This window comes from Thermogemmatispora argillosa (assembly GCF_059696725.1).
Map to the genome: position 1 here is coordinate 113,721 of NZ_AP019377.1, position 15,942 is coordinate 129,662.

Sequence of the window (15,942 nt, forward strand, 5' to 3'; positions counted from 1 at the left end):
CATTCGCCTGCAGTTGCTGATTCAGCGGGGGGAGGTAAAGAGACCGGGCAGACGCTGACAGATCTCCCAGGCCTCTCGCACCATGCGCTCAATCAGCTCTTGGGCAGTCGGAATGTCATGGATGAGACCCACCACCTGACCAGCCCAGACAAAGCCTTCATCAAGAACTCCTTCGAGAGCAGCTCGCTTATTGACGGCTCCGCTGATGAGCGGCAGTAATCGGCGTAGGCGCTCCTCGGCGCCGGCTCCCTCGCGCTCTAACTCCTCTTCAACCTGGCGAATACGCTCGGCGACTCCCCCCTTGAGGACGCGCGCCGGACGCCCGATGCTGCGCTCAATAATCATGGTGTCTGTCTCCTGGGCCTCAAGTAGGGCTTGCTGATAGTGTGGATGGGCGTTGCTCTCACGCACGGCGACAAAGCGCGTGCCCAGTTCGACCCCCTCAGCTCCGAGAGCCAGAGCCGCCGCGAGTCCCCGCCCGTCAGCGATGCCACCGCTGGCTAGCACGGGGATGCTGACCGCTTCTACCACGCGCGGAGTCAGAACGAGCGTCCCAATATCGTCGCGCCCAAGGTGTCCCCCGCCCTCGAAGCCAACGGCTATCACGGCGTCCGCCCCAAGGGCTTCCGCCTTGCGCGCTGCTCGTACCCCGGCTACAAGAACCATCGTGCGCACTTTGACGCCGCTCGTCTGGATACGCTTGAGCAGTGGCTCTGGATTGCCCCCGGTGATGCTGATTACCGCCGGCTTTTCGCTCAGGGCCGCGTCAAGGAACGGCTCCAGGGGAATGTGACCAATGGGGAAGTTGACGCCAAAGGGCTTGTCTGTGAGACGCTTGGCCTTCTGGATCTCAGCGCGTAGCTCTTCAGGTGTGGTAAAACAGGCACAGCCGATCTGGCCAAGGCCACCAGCATTGGAGACCGCTGCCGCCAGCTCGGCAAACGAGAGGTGGGAGAGGCCTCCCTGCACAATCGGATAGCGAATGTTGACTAGCTCGGTAAAGCGCGTCTGGATGCGCTCAGGTAGCAATGTCAAGTGGGTTCCCGCCTTCCGCCGACCGGGTTGAGGATGGCATGGCAGGCTCTTCCTCGCACCTGCCTTCGTTGGCCGGCAGAGGATATTATATCATCAGTGCCGCTTGCTCCCTCCTTCCTCCGGACAATCACTTGATACCTGATTGCCATAATTGTATCGTTAATATATACAATCATTTGCAATTGGCTGCTGCCCATCATCTGATGATAGTCTTCTGTGTACAATCTCTCCCTTGCGTAAGGGAGAGAGCGGCAAACTGCTGAATTGACAAGGATTGTGGATTCGCATATACTAGGCTATACAATCCTTAAAGGCTCCAAATAGCGAAATGAATCCCATCTATAGCTTATAGTATTTCCCATGAAGTAGCAGTTAGGACGAAGCCAGGGACTATGAGCATTACTTTTTCACTAGACAAGAGCACGCGCACTCTGCTCTATCAGCAGCTTGCCGAACAGATCAAAAGTGCCATTGTACGAGGAGAGCTAACCGAAGGGATGCAGCTACCTCCGGTGCGCCGGCTGGCGGCGGAGCTGGGCGTGAGCACGACGACGGTTGCTCAAGCATACGATTTGCTCGCCACTGAGGGAGTCATTGGTGGTCATGTCGGGCGCGGTACCTATATTCTTTCTTCGCCGTTGACAGCTCTGGCCCGCGCGCGCGCCCCTTTTGGAGGCGAGGCCCAGGCCACGACCAGTCAGCGACTCGACTGGGCTGCTGGTTGGCTGGGGGGCCTCTCACCACAGGCCAGCCGGGCCGGTCAATTGCAATGGTTGACCCAACGTGCTCTAGAGCGCTGGGGTGATCCTGCGACCATCCTGAATCTAAGCAGCGGCTACCCCGACGTCAGTCTCTTCCCGATCGAGCGCTGGGAGCGCTCGATGGCGCGCGCGGGGCGGCTTCTGGCCGAGGAGGCAAGGCAGGCCTCCAGCCTACAGGTGTTGCAATATGGCTCGACGCTGGGCGATGAGGCCCTGCGCAGCTATCTCTGCCAATATTTCACCCGCTTCGGTTTTCAACCTGAGCCGCGAGAGATTCTGCTGACGAGCGGCAATCAGCAAGGGCTGGATCTGGTCGCGCGCGTCTTGTTGTCGCCGGGTGACCCGGTCTTTATTGAGGAACCTGCCTATCTGGCGGCACTGGACATCTTTGAGCAGCAGCGTGCGGCCTGCCATCCGATTCCTGTCGATGAGGAAGGGCTGCGCCTCGATTTGCTGGAGCAGGTGCTTGAGGCTCCGGCGGCCCGTCCTCGTCTACTCTGTGTGGTGCCAACGGCTCACTCGCCTACCGGTGCGACGATGTCCTGTGAGCGTCGCCGGCGCCTGGTTGAGCTGGCCTGTCGCTACAATCTCCTGATCGTTGAGGACGACTATTGCAGCGAGCTATTCTACTCTGAGACGGGCTGTGAGCCTCCGCCCGCTCTGCGTAGCTTTGACCGCGAGGGGCGCGTGATCTATCTCAAGAGTTTCAATAAGTTGATTTTCCCGACTCTGCGCCTCGGCTGCATTGTGGCAGCGGCCCCCATCCTGGCGCGTCTGGTCGAGGGCAAGCAGGCTTTCGCTCGTGGCACTTCGTTGCCCCTCGCTCGTGCACTGCTCGAGCACCTGAGTGATCCAGCCTTCGAAGAGGAGCTCTGTTTCTATCGGCAGGAGTATCGGCGGCGGCGCGACGCGCTTCTGAATCTGTTGGAAGAGGAGCTGGCCGGGCTTGAGTGCCGCTGGACCGTGCCGATGGCGGGCTTCAATCTGCTGTTACTGTTGCCACCGCAGCTCCAGGAATACGAGGTGGTTGAGAAAGCCGCTGACCGCGGTCTGCTGCTGGTCCCTGGACAGCTCTTCCGTGTGGAGAACGGTCAGCCACATTGTCCCAGCGTGCGCCTGACATTCGCGGATAAGTCGCCAGAGCAACTGCGCGAGGGGGTCAAGCGCCTCTCGTCGACGCTCAGGGCGCTGCTCCACGGGGGGGGCTCCGGCCAGGGTCGCGCTTCCCCAGATCTCTTCACCGCGGTTTGAGGTCCGCGAGCCTGAAGGGGCCTGGTTAGCCAGGCTTCCTGACCTGCTTGCTTAGCGGGGGCGTTTGCCGCCCGAGGCGTGAGCAAGTTACAGCTGTTCTCTCCCGACCAGCCCCTACGCCTACGAGGGGAGGGAAGCGCCATCAGGGTCAAGCGCTGGCAAGGGCTGGCCGCTGCTCTGCTCTCCCAGGGCTTCCCTCCTCGGAGCCATCAGATCAGACCAGACCAGACCGGCAGACGGCGAAGGCGCGGATCTTTTATGCGCGCTGCCGGTTCCCAGGTCGGGAGGCCTCCTCTGCATCGGCTGCGGCCCGAGCAAAGCAAGGAATCCCCATACGACAGATGCAGCCGATCACCCAACCAGCAACGGCAAGACCGGTCAGGGGACCGTTGGTGTGGAAAGGAGATTGAGCAAGGATCAGAGGTGCACCAAGAGCCTGAGCAGCGACTTGTTCTATGAGTGAGGCTTGCAGCTCGCCTTACGCCTGTCAGCAGGGCGACAGAGAGCTTGCAGATTGCCTTGGAGAAGGAGAGGAGCGAGAAGAGGAGAGGGGGAGAGGAAGAGGACGAAGGCCCGTGGGCGCTACCTGTCACTGTGGACAGGGTGAGGAGCCTTCTTCTCTCTTCCTGAGTGTTGGCTAGCTGTTACTCGCCGGTGAAGTGTGGGGCGCGCTTCTCCACAAAGGCGCGCGTGCCTTCCTGGCGGTCATGGGTAGCGAAGAGCACAAGCCAGGCCTCCGCCTCGATGACCAGGCCCTGATCCAGGGAGGTCTGTAGTCCCTGATTGATAGCCCGCTTGGCCTGCTGCACTGCAATTGGACTGTTGCGCGCGATGTGCTGCGCCAGTTCCTGCGCCTCGCTTAAGAGCCGCTCGCGCGGTACAACACGATTGACCAGGCCCAAGCGCAGCGCCTCCTCAGCTCCTACGCGCCGCCCCGTGAAGATCAGTTCTTTAGCCAGGCCCGGCCCGAGCAGGCGCGCCAGGCGCTGCGTGCCGCCCCAGCCTGGCAAGAGACCAAGCGAGGTTTCCGGTAATCCGAGCTGGGCCCCTTCAGCGGCCAGGCGAAGATCACAGGCCAGGGCTAATTCCAGTCCTCCCCCAAGAGCATAGCCATTGATGGCGGCGATGCTCACTTTGCTACTGCGCTCAAGCCGCAGCAGCACCTCTTGCCCGGCGTAGACAAAGCGGCGGGCCTCGGCCATGCTCATCGCTGCCATATAGGCGACATCGCCCCCAGCCACAAAGGCCTTTTCGCCGGCACCCGTCAGGATGACAACCAGCAGCTCGCGCTCCTGCTCCAGCTCATCGATGAGCTGGCTCAGCTCATCGAGCACAGCCCGATCAATGGCATTGAGCTGCTCGGGTCGCGCAATGGTCACCTGGGCTATTTGCCGCTGCGGGCGTTCAAGCTGCAGATAACGGTAACTCATCTTTCCCTCCTTTGTTGCGCTCCCGATTGCTCAATACGAGCGTGGCAGCCCAAGCACATGCTGAGCAATGTAGTTGAGGACCATTTCCTGACTGATCGGAGCCAGCCGGAACAGGCGCACATCGCGCCAGAGACGCTCGATATGATACTCTGTCGAGAAGCCATAACCGCCCAGCGTCTGCATGGCCTGATCACAGGCGCTAAAGGCGGCTTCCGCTGCGACCATCTTGGCCATATTGGCTTCCGTCGCACAGGGTAAGTGATGATCCAGGAGCCAGGCAGCCTTATAGTTCATCAGGCGGGCCATTTCGATCTCCGCTTTCAGACGGGCCAGCGGGAACTGAATGGCCTGATGGCGACCGATCTTCTGCCCGAAGACGACGCGGGTATTAGCATAGTCAACAGCCAGCCTGATGGCCAGGTCCCCGGCGCCGACACAACCTGCCGTTGTGACGATGCGCTCACTATTGAGCGTATCAACCAGGTATCGCCAGCCTTCGCCTTCCTCGCCAATGAGCGCCGTCTTGGGGACAACCAGCTCATCGATGAAGACCATGCTTGAGGTCACGCAGTGTGTTCCGACCTTCTCCAGCGGTTGATGACTGATGCCCGGAGAGCGCGGATCAACCAGGAAGAGACTGAGGCCAAAGGTGCGACGTGGGGCCTCCTCCAGCGGCGTGGTGCGCGCTACGAGCAACATGCCACCGGCGCGATCAACGCCTGAGATCCAGACCTTCTGGCCGCTGATGATATATTCATCGCCCCGACGGCGTGCCAGGGTCTTGGTGGCCAGGGTATCGCTGCCAGCATCCGGCTCGGTGAGAGCCATGCTGAAATCGAACTCGCCGCGCGCTAGCGCCGGCAGGTAGCGCTCACGTTGCTCTTCCGAACCGTGGCGCAGGATGGTCAAGGCCCCAAAAACCGGCGTCATCATGAACAATTGGGCGATCGTGGCCCCTGCGCCACTGGCGGCCATCTCCTCTACTACGATTGCCATTTCCAGCAACCCCATGCCGGCCCCCCCATAGCGCTCGGGAATAATGGTTCCCAACCAGCCGGCCCGCGCCAGCTCTTGCCAGAGTTCTTCAGGAAAAGCATGCTGGCGATCTTTCTCGCGCCAGTATTCCAGGCCATAACGGCTGGCGAGCTGCCGTATGCTCTCACGAATGAGGGTATGCTCTTCTGAGGTCTGAAAATCCATCGTTTGTTCTCCCTGTGCAAGATAGGATGGGATGGCTCAAGGCGCGCCGGACAGTGAGCCTGCTCACCTTAGTCTCTGGTCACGCCCGCCTGTCCGCCCGCCACTTGAGAGGCTCCCTTTGGTGGCAAGAAGCGCCTTTTCCTCCCCGTCAGTGGGCAGAGAGGAGCAACGTCGCAGGATGCTCCAGCAGGTATTTGATCCGTGCCAGGAAACGCGCCGCCGGCTCGCCATCGATCAGACGGTGGTCGAAGGTCAGGCTGAGACCCAGTCGACTATAGCGCTGGAAGCCATCAGCGCTGGCCCGAACCTGCTCGCATATGCGTCCCACGCCCAGGACGGCACCCTGTTCCCGGGGCAGGATCGGAGTGAAGTAGTCAACGCCCTGCGCTCCCAGATTGGTGAGCGTGAAGGTCGCTCCCGTCAGCGCGTCGGGCAGGAGGCGACCACGGCGGGCCTGCTCGGCGAGAGCCTGCAGCTCGGCGCTGATCTCAGCGAGGCTCTTGCGGTCAGCTTCCCGGATCACCGGCACAAGCAAACCATCCTCAAGGGCCGTAGCGACGCCAATGTTGATCTCTCGATACAGGCGAATCTCGTCCCCTACAAGGGCCGCATTGAGGCGGCGATGCTCGCGCAAGGCACAGGCTGCGATCTTGATCAGCAGATGGGTAATGGTGATAGCCGTTCCCCCAAGGCGCTGCTGCTCCTGCTGCAGCTCTTCTCTCAGGCGGAGAGCTTCTGTTACATCGGCCTCCATCATCAGTGTGAGCTGGGCCGTCCCCTGCAGGCTGCTCAGCATATGCTCGGCGATTCGCCGACGCATAGGTGTCAGCGGCTCACGGTCATAGGCAGGCCCCCGCGCCTGCTCCGTCTCACCAGGCGATCGGCGCGCGACGTCCTGAGTCGAGGCTCCCGCTGGAGCAACCGGCGCACTCGGCGAGGCGGTGGCCACTGGCTGGCTGCTCTCCGAGCGGAGCTGCTGCCAGGCGCGCAGAATGTCTGCCTTGTGAATGCGCCCTCGCGGACCACTGCCCTGGACGCGCTCTAGCGGTACGCCCAGGTCCTGCGCCATGCGTAAGGCCACAGGAGAGATCTCAAGCCGCCCTCTCCCGTCTCCGCTCCCAGTCTCCTGTTGCGGAGGAGCCGTCACCACGGCGCCTGGCTGCTGCTCCTGTGCCTGGCCAGCCGCCCGCCCGGAGAGAGGTCGGGCGGCCTCCCCCGTCACCTCTTCTTGCCGGGCAAGAATGCGCGCAATCACTGCCCCCACAGCGACCGTTGCTCCCTCGGGCTGGAGAATCTGCAAGTAGCCACTGCTGGGAGCCTCGATCTCATGGGTGATCTTTTCGGTCTCGATTGTGCAAATGATTTCGCCAGCGTTGACCCGCTCGCCCTGGTGCCTGACCCACTGGACAACCGTGCCTTCCTGCATGGTCAGGCCCAGGCGAGGCATGATGACCTCGATCTGCGCTCCCTCGCTTGCCTCACTCATAGCTGCTCCCTAACAATGTTTGCCTGGCCAACCTGCACCGCTCAGAGGTAGAAGCCGTTGAGGTCAGGGGGCCAGTACGCCTTCAACAGCGGCCATGATAGCCGTTCGATCAGGGACAATCGCCTGCTCCAGCGGTGGTGAAAAAGGGATTGGAGCGAAGGCGGCGCCAACGCGCGTGATGGGCGCGTCTAGTAGATAGAAGGCCTCCTCACCGAGGGCTGCCGCTAGCTCAGCCCCCACTCCACCGCAGCGTGTGGCGCTATGGGCAATCACCAGGCGGTTGGTCTTCTCGAGCGAGGTCCGCACCGTCTGCAGGTCAAGCGGATTGGCGCTGCGCAGATCAATGACTTCGCAGGAAATCCCGCGCTCGGCCAGTACCTCCGCCGCTGCCAGCGCCTCACGCACCATAATGCCAATGGCCGCAATGGTCACATCCCGCCCCTCCCGCTTGACGGCAGCGCGCTCCAGCGGCAAGACGTAGTCTTCGTCCGGCACCTCTTCGGCCAGAGCGTAGAGGGTCCGGTTTTCAACCACAATCACCGGATTGTCATCACGGATCGCAGCCTTGAGCAGCCCCTTGGCTTCATAGGGACCAGAGGGCATGACTACTTTGAGGCCCGGCACATGGGCTAGCCAGGCCTCCAGGCTCTGCGCATGCTGCGGGCCTGCGCTGTCGCGATAACCGGTCTGGGTGCGCACCACTAGCGGCAACCTGGCCTGTCCTCCGGTCATGTAGCGCATCTTGGCCGCCTGGTTCACGAGCTGATCCATGACCAGCGCCAGGAAATCCATAAACATGATTTCAACGACTGGGCGCAGACCGAGTGTGGCAGCGCCGATAGCCAGACCTACGATCGCCGCCTCGCTGATCGGCGTGTCGCGCACACGTTGCGGTCCAAAACGTTCCTGCAGACCGCGTGTGGCCCCAAAGGGACCACCAGGCGCTCCGACATCGACGCCCAGCAGGCAGACCGCCGGATCACGCTCCATTTCCTCACGTAGAGCCTCATTGACCGCACGCACGTAGCGTTTTTCCGCCACAGCAACTGCTCCTTTGTTCGCTCACCCAGAGTAGTAACCTGGCTTAGCTTAGCCCGCCTCTGACGGCAGAGAGAGCACATCGTCTAAGGCTGAGGCGGGATCAGGAAAAGGCGACTCCTGAGCATAGGCAATGGCCTCTGCCACCTCCTTACGGGCCTGGGCCACTAAGGCTGCTTCTTCGGCCTCACTTAAGAGGCCCTCGCGCCGGAGACGCTCAGAGAAGAGGCGGAGAGGATCATGGGCCGCCGCCTCCTGTAGCTCGGCAGGCGAACGATAGCGCTGGGGATCACCTTCGTAGTGTCCACGCACCCGCCACGTCAGACACTCGACCAGAGCCGGCCCCTCACCGGCGCGGACCCGTGCGAGCGCCTCGCATACCACAGCACGCACCGCCAGCGGGTCCTGCCCGTCCACCCGCCAGGCCGGCAAGCGATAAGCAGCCGCCCGTTCGGCAACGCTCTCAACGGCCGCATGTACACTGAGGGGCGTAAACTCGGCGTAGCCATTATTCTCGCAGAGCAAGAGGAGTGGCAAGCGCCAGAGAGCCGCGATATTAGCTGTCTCGTGAAAGAGGCCGGTATTGACGGCCCCATCGCCGAAGACCGCGACCGCCACCTGCCGCCGTCCCTGCAACTGTAAGGCCCAGGCCGCGCCCGCCGCATGGGGCAAGCCCGCCCCGACCACTCCATTGGCACCCAGGACCCCTACCTCAAAGGCCGCAATGTGCATAGAGCCGCCGCGGCCTCGGCAATAGCCGGTCGCCCTGCCGAAGATCTCCGCCGCCACCCGCTTCAGATCAGCTCCCTTGGCAATAACATGGCCATGCCCCCGATGCGTCACATACAGATAGTCGTCGCGCTCCAGCGCGCTGGCCAGCCCTGCCGCTACCGCCTCTTGACCAATAGAGAGATGAATAAAGCCGGGAATATGCCTGGCAGCGAAATGATCACGTACCGCCTCTTCAAAGGCCCGAATAGTCAGCATCGTCGTCAGCAGGCGACGCGCCAGACCCCCATCAAGTTGCTCAGTAGGCACGCCTCGCCTCCTCTCCAATCCAAACAAGCTTGACTGCTCAGGGCAGACGGGCAACCAGGGCCAGAGAGCACTTGCAGCATCTAGCCAGCGTTACCCGCCTGCCTGACCAGAGCAGCATCACCCTAGCTGCTCACGGAACTGGGAGCCGGCACCGCCAGCAGGCGCGTCAGCTCATGCACATCCTGACATTGCTCCAGCGAGCGAATTAACTCAATCAGGCGCTGGGTCGCTTCTGGGGTCAGCGGCAAATCAGGCTGCAGCTCCTTGATCAGCTCCAGCTCGCGCGCAAAGTCCCAGGCATAGTAGCTGGCATCGACGCGCAGCTCCTGCTCCAGCGTGCGCCCATCGACAAGATGAACAGCCAGACGCAGTGACAGCGGCGGCAAATCCTGACGCGCGCGCATCTCTAGCTTGCCGATCAGAGCGTGCGTGGCCTCATCATCAAAGCGAGTAAGCGCAGCGAACGAGAACGAGCGATGAGCCAGAGCCCAGGCCACACAGAAGGGAGCGCTCATCTGCGTCTGCTCCACCGTCGTAAATGGCCCAGTGTAGGCCATACCTGGATAATTGGCCTCGTAGGGATTCATCTCAAGCTCGATACGCACGACGGCCTCTGGAGACAGTTCCTGCTCCCGTACCAGCGCCAACGCCGCCGTAATCGGGCTTTGATTGAAGGCACAAACCGGATAGGGCTTGAAGGTGACATTGAGGATCTCCCAAGTCTCTCCCAGATGACTCACCACGCGCTCCAGCCCCTCGCGCGTGCCAGCAAAGGCCTGATAGAAGCCGGCTGGCCCTTCCAGTGCGATAGCCGAGGCCCGCGCTCCCTCGCGTGCCAGCAGGGCAGCAAGCAGACCGTTGCGTGCTGCCACACCGTTCTCAAAGTGCCATTCCATCGTACCCGAGGCAAACGATTGCGTCGTACCACCGGCAAAGGCTGAGGCAAAGCCAAGCGCCGCCGCCAGTTGCTCAACGCTCAAGGCCAGCGCTTTCCCTGCCGCAGCCGCTGCCCCAAAGACCCCATAGATGGCACTGGCACGAAAGCCACGCGGCGTCGTCAAAGCGGTAAAATCGCGACTGACTGCCGCCAAGACCTCATAGCCAGCTACCAGCGCCGTCAGGAAGGCCCGCCCATCAACAGGACGCAGCTCGCTCGCTGCCAGCAGCGCGGGAATAATCATGGTACCCGGGTGCGCCGTCCCATGCGTATCCTCCTGAACGCGCCCGTGCAGGATCACTCCATTGGCGAACGCTGCCCCGGCCAGGCTCGCCCGCAGCGCCGAACCGATCACAGGCGCGCTGACCTCGCCAGTGCCAGGCTCGGCCAGTGCCACCAGGCGGCGGGCGATATGGGCGTACTCCAGCTCGGAGCCTGCCAGACCCACCGCCAGACCATGCAACAGACATGTTTTGGCCTTGTCAATCACCTGGGCGGGCAGCGCCTCATAGCTCAGACCGGCCACAAACCGCGCAAGCTCTGTGCTCAATGTTTTTTCCATACAGGCATGCCGCTGGCGCCCCCTGGCTTCATCCAGGGGAGGAAGGCGGCTCCCTCCTTTCTCTCGCTATGTAGTTGACACCTTCGGCTCTCCAGACGTACCCTCCCTCCCGAGGCTACAGGCACTGGCCGGACGGTCAGCAACAGCTTCGCCTCACCATACAGGGGGGAGCGGGCCAACCCGGCCACCGTGCACTGCTGTCCCGCAGGGCAGAGGACTGCTGTCAACCAGTCCCGAAGCCTGGGCCGATGCGGCTGCGGGCAAGCCCCTGGCTCAAGCCACAGGGGTCGTTGACCGACACCCTCCTCTCCTTGGGTACTCACTCACTTGCTTGCTCGTGCTCTCGCTCGCTCAACCGTGAGCAAGGCAGGCTGTAGACTCGCCCCGGCTGCCCGGATAGGCCCATGACACATTCACTAGCACTAGCGGACAAGCCAGCAGGCAGACCAGGGCAAGCCTCTTTCCAGGCGGTCAGCTAGTTGGCCGACTGATTGGAACTGGCCCCCTTGGCTGTGGCCGCGACGTCCTCAGCGACGCGCAAGCGTAGCTCCCGCTTAAGCACCTTGCCCGACGGATTGCGCGGCAGCGCCTCGATGAAAAAGATATGATGCGGCACCTTAAAGCGGGCCAGCTTGGCCTGACAGGCCGCACGCAGCTCCTCAGCGGTCACCGTCTGGCCCGGCTTCACCACCACATAGGCCACCGGCACCTCGCCCCAGCGCGGATGAGGCATCCCCACGACCGCCGCCTCCAGGACGCGCGGGTCCTCATAAAGCACCCGCTCCACCTCGAGCGAAGCAATGTTCTCGCCACCGCTGATAATCATGTCCTTTTTGCGATCGACAATGTAGAGATAGCCCTCCTCATCAAGGTAGCCGATGTCACCAGTGTGGAACCAGCCATTGCGCAGGGCCGCCGCCGTGGCCTCCGGGTCCTTCCAGTAGCCCTTAAAGACCTTCGGGCCGCGCAGGACAATCTCACCCGGCTGGCGCGGCGGCAATGGCTGATCGTTCTCATCCACAATGCGTAGCTCCAGATGGAGACAGGGCTTGCCGACCGAGCCGATCTTTTCAATGGTCTTGGCCTTGTCGAGGTAGGTATCGCCCGAGACCGTCTCGGTCAGGCCGTAGGCGTCAGCAAACCAGGCCTGGGGGAAGAGCGAGAGTAACTTCTCAATGAGCGGGATGGGCATTTTCTCGCCACCATCGATAATGAAGCGCACCGAGCTAAGGTCGTAATTCCAGATGCCTTCGGCCTGCAAAAGCATATTGATCATCGATGGCGGCAGCCACATATTGGTGACGCGCTCACGCTGCACAGCCTCCAACAGGGCTAACGGCTCAAACTTGCGCAAAATAACTACGCTGCCACCCGCATAGAGGACTGAGGTCGCTGGCAGATCCAGCCCGCCCACATGATAGAGTGGCCCCACGATGAGCGTACGATCCGCCGCCGTAATCCCGAAGAGCGTGATCTGAGCAATGTTTTTCCAATAGAGGTTGCCATAGGAGATCATGACCCCCTTGGGATAGGCCGTCGTACCCGAGGTATACATCAGCCGATGCAGATCATCGCTCCCTACCTCTGCCGCTGGCAGATGCTGCCCCCGGCGGGCCGCCAGGAGCTCATCGTAGACCAGCCAGCCCGCCGGTATGTCCTCCCCTACGCCAACGATATGGCGCAGACCTGGACAGCGCCCGCGGACCGCCTCCACGACAGGAGCAAACTCGCGCTCACTTACCAGGAGCTTGGCTTCGCTGTGATTGAGGATATAGACCAGCTCTTCGCCTACTAGCCGCCAGTTAACCGGCAGTGCTACGGCCCCCAGCCGGTTCACAGCAATGATGGTCTCCAAGAACTCCGGGCAGTTTTTGAGGAGAATAGCCACAATATCGCCAGCTTCCAGACCATGCCCCTTGAGAGCACAGGCCAGCGCCTCGCAGCGCTCCTGAAGCTGACCATAGCTGAGCCGCCGCCCTTCGTAAATAATGGCCTCGCGCTCAGGATGCCGTTCTGCGTAGTGCTCAATCACACTGCTGAAATTGAAGGTCATGACGCGCTCCTTTGCCGGCTCGCCAGGCCCCAGCTCAGCAGGTAGATCGCCCCTTCGCGCGCTGATACCTGCCTGGCAAGCACCTTCCTTCCAGGTTGCCAAAGCGGAGAAATAGCGAAGGCCTCATAACACATGGCAGCGCCTATCTGTCTGGCTGCCTGCCGATAAAACCCAATCTGGCCGCTTCTTGCTCGTCACGCGTTGGGCGCGGGAAGCGCGGCAAGCAAGCATGCGCTCTCTACCGACCGACCAATCGGTCTGTTTGGCGGAAGTATAACATAGCCTGCAATTTGTCGTCAAGAGCTAGTGTATGTTTGCTGCGGTCTACGATCGCAGCGGAGTAGAGTTTTTCTGGCATTGATATTTCACTAAAGGCTGATGCGTAACGACTTCGAAAAGTGCTATGGTCGATAGACCCTTGACGGGGGTACTTCGCCTATGCTATACTCTCAACCGACTGGTCGGTCGCATAGCGGCGACGCGCCCACAGTAGACGTTGCTACCTGGCGCAGTGCAGCTCGCCAGCAGGCTGCTCCCCTGGAGAGCAGACGTGTGAGCGTCGACGTCAGGGTAGCATCTTTCTGGCCTGGTCTCGTTTGGCCTGGCCCGCACAGAGAGGACGTGCGGCCTTCGTTCAAGGGAGGTCTATGTATGAGCGTCTACCCACGGTCCAGTGAGCCTTTCCTCTTTGTCCACAAGGAGCCTGTTCAGGGCCAATGCCCTGAGTGTGGCAGCCACCACCTACGGCGTTACCCCGTGCTCAGTGAAGGCGGCTGGTGGCTCGTTACCAAATGCCAGGACTGCCTCTATAGTCTTGAGCGCGAGCGCTGGGGCCGCCTCGGCTCCATTCAGCTTCTCTCCGAGACCCTCTAGCCGGGCTTGCTCATGGTGAGCAGAGTGTCGTCCTTGCACCCTGACTGATTGACTGATTGATCGACAGACTTCACTGAAAGTAGAGTCACCTCGCTTCAGTATTTCTTCTGAGGAGTCTTTCTATGCTTGCAGTCGATGTTGGCGGCACGTTCACCGACGTTGTGGCCCTTGATGACCACGCGATCAAGGTGACCAAGGTCCCTACTAATGCCCTGGAAACGGAGCGCTCAGTGCTCGAAGGCGCGCGCCTGCTCGATATCGCCAGTAAACCGATTTTCAATCACGCCAGTACGGTTGGCCTGAATGCCATTATCACGCGCCGCCTTCCCAAGGTCGCCTTTCTGACGACGCTAGGACATCGGGACATCCTGGACATGGGGCGGACATGGCGTCCTCTCGATGCGCTGACCGATCCTGGCTGGCGCCGCCCCTTCGGTGATGCTGCTGCTCCCCTGGTTCCTCGCTATCTGCGCCGTGGCATTAGTGAGCGCATCACTGCTGATGGTAGTGTGCTGATCCCACTCGATGAGGCTCAGGCTCGCGAGCAACTGGCCATTCTCAGAAAGTGCCGCGTTCAGGGCGTCGCTATTTGCTTGCTTAACGCTTATGTGAACCCTCAGCATGAGATTCGTCTGCGCGAGCTGGTGCGCGAGGAACTGGGCGATATCCCCTGTTCGATCTCTTCGGAGGTCTCTCCTCTGGCCAAGGAGTACGCGCGTGCCTCGACTACGCTGATTGACGTGCTGATGAAGATCATTTTCTCGCAGTATTCGCGCAATCTGCTCTCTGGATTGCGTGAAGCTGGCTTCTCCGGTCAGGTGAATTTCGCTGATTGCGCTGCGATGTTGCGTCCGGCAGAGATTGCGATGGAGCAGCCTTTCCGCATTGTCTTCGCCGGGCCTGCCGCGGGAGCAGTCTCTAGCGCCCACTTCGGGCGTCTGATCGGCGAGGAGAATTTGATCTGTTGCGATATCGGGGGGACCTCCTGCGATATCAGCGTGGTCACACGCGGGCAGCCGGTGGTCAATGCGACCTTCGAGTTGGAGCATGACCTGCTGGTGAATGCTCTTTCGATCGAGATTGCGAGCATTGGCGCTGGCGGCGGAAGCATTGTTTCAATCTCTCCCTCCGGTGAGATGCGCGTCGGACCGGAGAGCGCCGGCGCCGATCCCGGTCCGGCCTGCTATGGCAAGGGCGGCACAGCTCCAACTCTGACCGATACCTGCCTGCTGATCGGTCTTCTCGACCCCGAGCGCTTCCTTGGGGGGCAGATGCGCCTCAATGTGGATCTGGCGCGCGCGGCCTTCGAACGCTTGCCAACTTCGTTGAGCCTGGAGAAGCGCATCGAGTACGCCTATAAGATTGGCCTGAATAATATCGCTGAGGGTTTGCTGGATATTACGATTAAGCAAGGGATCGATCCGCGTGATTATAGCCTGATCGCCTATGGCGCCGCCGGCCCCCTCTTCCTGCCGGCCATCCTGGAGCAGATCAAGGCCAAGCGGGTGATTGTTCCTCCCTATCCCGGCTTCTTCTCGGCGCTTGGTCTGCTTAGCTCCGATCTGGTCTACTCCGACAGCCGCAGCGCCTACATGGTTTTGACGCCAGAAGTCGCCCCGACCATTGCCCAGATCTATCGCGCCATGGAGGAAAAACTGCTGGCGCGTATTCCAGGCGACAAGAGCCAGGTGCGGATCTTGCGCAGCTTCGACGGGCGCCTGCTCGGCCAGACCTGGGAGACGCCTTTCGTGGAGGTCCCCGCTGGCGAGATCACTGCCGAGACAATTGCGACGATGATCGCGAATTTCCATCGCGTCTATGAGCAGCGTTCGGGGAATCGCTTTGAGGCGATCCCGGTCCAGAGTGTGACCTATCGCGTACAGGTCGTGGTACCGTCGCAGAAGGTAGAATATCCCTTCTTGGGAGAGGGCCAGCCGCATGAGGTGGCTCCCGAGCGCTGGACGACGCTGCGCTATCTCGGCAATGGTGAGCTGCGGGTCGCAGAGTATGAGCGCGATCACCTGACCAGTGGGGCGCTTGTGCGCGGCCCGGCCATTATCCGCGAGCCGACCTCAACGATTCACGTGGTCGCGGGGCAGGTGGCTCGCGTTGGCTCATGGGGGGAGATTGTGATCGAGCCAGCCGCTTCTTAGGGCGCTTGTGCTCCACCTGGGCGGGCAGGGGCTATCTCGCTCGCTCGCTCACTGCCGGTCTCTGCCCGCTGTCAGGCTCATTGGCTCCGTTCGACTAGTCATCAACTGATCGCCTGTACTCTGGA

11 protein-coding genes are annotated in these 15,942 nt (G+C 61.4%); 3 read left to right on the forward strand and 8 right to left on the reverse strand.

The window, feature by feature from the left end:
* Positions 1-21: 21 nt before the first annotated feature.
* On the reverse strand, positions 22-1,035 hold the full coding sequence (locus tag AC6H1L_RS00475; RefSeq protein ID WP_497599588.1) for an NAD(P)H-dependent flavin oxidoreductase: 1,014 nt from the start codon (positions 1,033-1,035) through the stop codon (positions 22-24).
* Between the two features lie 392 nt (positions 1,036-1,427).
* On the opposite strand from AC6H1L_RS00475, the gene AC6H1L_RS00480 reads away from it, so the two are divergent.
* Complete coding sequence (locus AC6H1L_RS00480) at positions 1,428-3,047, forward strand: aminotransferase-like domain-containing protein (protein ID WP_497599589.1); 1,620 nt, start codon at positions 1,428-1,430, stop codon at positions 3,045-3,047.
* 644 nt (positions 3,048-3,691) lie between these two features.
* Here the strand turns inward: AC6H1L_RS00480 and AC6H1L_RS00485 are convergent.
* From AC6H1L_RS00485 to AC6H1L_RS00515, 7 genes are all read right to left on the reverse strand, one after another.
* Positions 3,692-4,477 (reverse strand): enoyl-CoA hydratase-related protein, encoded by a 786-nt coding sequence (locus AC6H1L_RS00485; RefSeq protein ID WP_497599590.1) that lies wholly within the window; start codon positions 4,475-4,477, stop codon positions 3,692-3,694.
* Between the two features lie 30 nt (positions 4,478-4,507).
* On the reverse strand, positions 4,508-5,677 hold the full coding sequence (locus AC6H1L_RS00490; protein ID WP_497599591.1) for an acyl-CoA dehydrogenase family protein: 1,170 nt from the start codon (positions 5,675-5,677) through the stop codon (positions 4,508-4,510).
* Positions 5,678-5,825: 148 nt separating this feature from the next.
* Positions 5,826-7,163, reverse strand: coding sequence for a dihydrolipoamide acetyltransferase family protein (locus AC6H1L_RS00495; protein ID WP_497599592.1), 1,338 nt, complete (start codon positions 7,161-7,163; stop codon positions 5,826-5,828).
* A 63-nt stretch (positions 7,164-7,226) separates the two neighbouring features.
* Positions 7,227-8,204: an alpha-ketoacid dehydrogenase subunit beta gene (locus AC6H1L_RS00500; protein WP_497599593.1), complete on the reverse strand. Its 978-nt coding sequence runs from the start codon at positions 8,202-8,204 to the stop codon at positions 7,227-7,229.
* A gap of 48 nt (positions 8,205-8,252) precedes the next feature.
* Complete coding sequence (locus tag AC6H1L_RS00505) at positions 8,253-9,239, reverse strand: thiamine pyrophosphate-dependent dehydrogenase E1 component subunit alpha (RefSeq protein WP_497599594.1); 987 nt, start codon at positions 9,237-9,239, stop codon at positions 8,253-8,255.
* Between the two features lie 122 nt (positions 9,240-9,361).
* Positions 9,362-10,738: an MmgE/PrpD family protein gene (locus AC6H1L_RS00510; protein WP_497599595.1), complete on the reverse strand. Its 1,377-nt coding sequence runs from the start codon at positions 10,736-10,738 to the stop codon at positions 9,362-9,364.
* A gap of 475 nt (positions 10,739-11,213) precedes the next feature.
* Positions 11,214-12,791: an acyl-CoA synthetase gene (locus AC6H1L_RS00515; protein WP_497599596.1), complete on the reverse strand. Its 1,578-nt coding sequence runs from the start codon at positions 12,789-12,791 to the stop codon at positions 11,214-11,216.
* A 651-nt stretch (positions 12,792-13,442) separates the two neighbouring features.
* Here AC6H1L_RS00515 and AC6H1L_RS00520 point away from each other — a divergent pair.
* Positions 13,443-13,664, forward strand: coding sequence for a hypothetical protein (locus AC6H1L_RS00520; protein WP_497599597.1), 222 nt, complete (start codon positions 13,443-13,445; stop codon positions 13,662-13,664).
* Positions 13,665-13,786: 122 nt separating this feature from the next.
* Complete coding sequence (locus tag AC6H1L_RS00525; RefSeq protein ID WP_497599598.1) at positions 13,787-15,817, forward strand: hydantoinase/oxoprolinase family protein; 2,031 nt, start codon at positions 13,787-13,789, stop codon at positions 15,815-15,817.
* The last annotated feature ends 125 nt before the right edge of the window (positions 15,818-15,942 follow it).

Excerpts from the sequence above, each read along its gene's own strand:
- AC6H1L_RS00515 (WP_497599596.1), bottom strand. The coding sequence starts at position 12,791 with ATGACCTTCAATTTCAGCAGTGTGATTGAGCACTACGCAGAACGGCAT.
- AC6H1L_RS00480 (WP_497599589.1), top strand. The coding sequence starts at position 1,428 with ATGAGCATTACTTTTTCACTAGACAAGAGCACGCGCACTCTGCTCTAT.
- AC6H1L_RS00485 (WP_497599590.1), bottom strand. The coding sequence starts at position 4,477 with ATGAGTTACCGTTATCTGCAGCTTGAACGCCCGCAGCGGCAAATAGCC.
- AC6H1L_RS00525 (WP_497599598.1), top strand. The coding sequence starts at position 13,787 with ATGCTTGCAGTCGATGTTGGCGGCACGTTCACCGACGTTGTGGCCCTT.
- AC6H1L_RS00510 (WP_497599595.1), bottom strand. The coding sequence starts at position 10,738 with ATGGAAAAAACATTGAGCACAGAGCTTGCGCGGTTTGTGGCCGGTCTG.
- AC6H1L_RS00520 (WP_497599597.1), top strand. The coding sequence starts at position 13,443 with ATGAGCGTCTACCCACGGTCCAGTGAGCCTTTCCTCTTTGTCCACAAG.
- AC6H1L_RS00495 (WP_497599592.1), bottom strand. The coding sequence starts at position 7,163 with ATGAGTGAGGCAAGCGAGGGAGCGCAGATCGAGGTCATCATGCCTCGC.
- AC6H1L_RS00490 (WP_497599591.1), bottom strand. The coding sequence starts at position 5,677 with ATGGATTTTCAGACCTCAGAAGAGCATACCCTCATTCGTGAGAGCATA.